At 62.5% G+C, this 2,457-nt stretch carries 1 protein-coding gene and 1 pseudogene; both read right to left on the bottom strand.

All coding sequences use genetic code 11. The features are described 5' to 3' along the window. Positions 1-197 precede the first annotated feature (197 nt). Positions 198-746 (bottom strand): ECF-type sigma factor, encoded by a 549-nt coding sequence (locus tag WBP53_RS16865; RefSeq protein WP_423930913.1) that lies wholly within the window; start codon positions 744-746, stop codon positions 198-200. A gap of 79 nt (positions 747-825) precedes the next feature. Then, positions 826-2,457, bottom strand: a pseudogene (locus tag WBP53_RS16860) (bifunctional [glutamate--ammonia ligase]-adenylyl-L-tyrosine phosphorylase/[glutamate--ammonia-ligase] adenylyltransferase); the annotation flags it as partial.

Here is a 2,457-nt window from a genome sequence, read left to right as displayed (position 1 = left end):
GTTCGAGGCCAGCCTGCGCCTGCGTGAGGCGCAGTTCGCACAGCAACGCGGCGACAGGGTCGCCCAGGAAGGATTTCTCGATTCCGCGTTGGCGTTAATGCCCGTAAGCTCGCAATTTCAAGCCGATTGGGCACCCGAAATCACGGCGCTCTCAAGGCCAGCCGTCCCGTGACCTTCTGTGCAACCGCCGGGCAACCTCAAGCCGCAAGGCGGGCATTGAGAAAGGCGCGGGCGCAACTCCAGTCGCGATGCAGGCTGCGCACGGAGCGACCGGTCAGCTCGGCGATATCGTCCATGGATAGTCCGGCGAAAAATCGCAGCTGCACCAGTTCCATGAGCGCCGGTTCCACCCGACCCAATTCCTCGAGAACCTGATCCAGTTGCAGCACATCGGCATCCGTATCCGCATCACCGACATTGGTACCGGTCAACGTGACGAACTCGATGTCTCCACCGCGCTTTTCAGCCGACGAAGCTCGCGCGGAATCGACCAGTATCTGCCGCATGGCGGCACCGGCGCTGGCAAAGAAATGGTGACGACTGACCAGCTCCAGCTGCTGCGCGCCGACCAGCTTCAGGTAGGCCTCGTGGACCAGGGCGGTTGCAGTCAATGTCTGTTCCGGGCCACTGCGGATTCGACTGCGCGCGAGCAGACGCAACTCGGAGTGAAGCAGGGCAAAGATGCGGTCGAGCGCGTCCTTGGAACCATCGCTCATCTGATCGAGAAGCTCGGTGATTTCAGTCATCGGCGTTCCAGCTCGTGCTGGCAGGCATTGTAGCTCGCTGTTGCGTAGCTGCCTGTATTGCATGGTGATGGGGCATCACTCATGCGTCAAAAGCCAGATCGAGCTCGCGTGCCACCTGCAGGACGGCACGCGTCGCTGCATCGAGTTCATCATCACGCGATGCGATGCGCGGGCGCGCGTCAAGCTTGTTGGCCAGGGAGCGCGAGAGCAGCAGCATGTGGGCATCACGCAGGGTCGCGGCCTGGATCGGATTGAGCAAGTCCAGGCTGGCCGCCGTTTCGATCAGGTCGACACTGTTGGTCACGTTGAGCAGGCGCGGATGTGCCGATGCATGCTCCAGAACCAGGGCCTGCAGGATGAACTCCATGTCGACGAGTGCGCCGAGTCCCTGCTTGAGATCAAGAACCTGCTCGTTGGAGCGATCACTTTCCCTGCGCCAGCGTGATCGCATCTCGAAGATTTTCTTGCGCAGTTCGCTGCCGTAGACACGTGCATCCAGTGCGGCGGCTCGCGCCTCCGCAAAGCGACGGCTGAGTCCGACGTCGCCAGCGACGGCACGGGCACGTACGAGCGCCTGATGTTCCCATGTCCACGCGCGTTCCTGCTGGTAGGCGGCATAGGCATCGAGGCTGGTGACCAGCAGTCCGGTTCCGCCATCGGGCCTGAGCCGAATGTCGATTTCGTAGAGTCGGCCTGATCGCGTCAGCATGGTCAGCAGGTGGACAAAGCGCTGTGCGAGCCGGGCGTAGTAGCGCGCACCGTCCAGTGGCTTGGGACCACTCGATTCCAGCGCGGCATGGCTGCCGTCGTAGACAAACACCAGATCCAGATCGGAACCGAACCCGAGTTCGATGCCGCCAAGGCTGCCGTAACCGATGACAACCATGCCGGCGCCATCACCGGGACGTTCATCGACCGTGCCATGGACGGCGATCAGGTCGCGTTCGGCAATACGCAACACGCTGGCGAGTACGGCCTCGGCCACGGCCGCAAGCGAGCGTGCGGCCTGTTCGGCATCAATCCTGTTGCCAAGGAAGGCGAGGCCGATGCGAAACAGCCCAGCCAGCCGCTGCTCCTGGATCATCTCGATTTCACGCTCCAGGTCCTGGTCGTGCATCGCAGCCAGCAGACGCTGGATTTCCGCCTCGACTTCGTCGCGATCCGGAGGCGGCCCTTCACTGCGATCATCAAACAATTCATCAAGCAACAATGGATGCGCAATGACTCGTTCGGCCAGCAGCGCGCTGGCTGCGAACACGGCGGTCAGGCGCTTCAGGGCAACTGGCTGTTCGTCAAGCAAGGCCAGATAGGCCGAGCGCCGCGCCACGGAATGAACCAGTCCGATCAGGCGCACCAGACAGGCACTCGGCGACTTGCTCTCCGCTGCTGCGGCAAACAGGGCCGGTATGACCCGATCAATACGCTCGCGGGAGCGCGCTGAAGCGGCACGCAGGATCGGGCTGCCAAGCAACCCTTCGAGCGCAGTGACGACGGGCTGAACCGGATCAAATCCGGCATTCGCAAAAGTTTCGACGTCGACGCCATCATTGGAACAGCGCTGCCACAGGCTGTTCCATTCGGCAGCCTTTACCGAACTGCGTGCTTGCCGTGCAGGCGCCATCACCGCGTCGAACTCTTCGCTGACCGCCCTGCGATGGAGGTCCAGATCCCTGATCAGCCCGGTCCAGTCTCGGTAGTCGAGGGCCAGCGC

It is taken from the genome of Dokdonella sp., assembly GCF_049593775.1.
Lineage (GTDB): Bacteria > Pseudomonadota > Gammaproteobacteria > Xanthomonadales > Rhodanobacteraceae > Dokdonella.
Note: the sequence above shows the minus strand (reverse complement) of the source record. Positions and strands in the feature narration are given on the sequence as shown.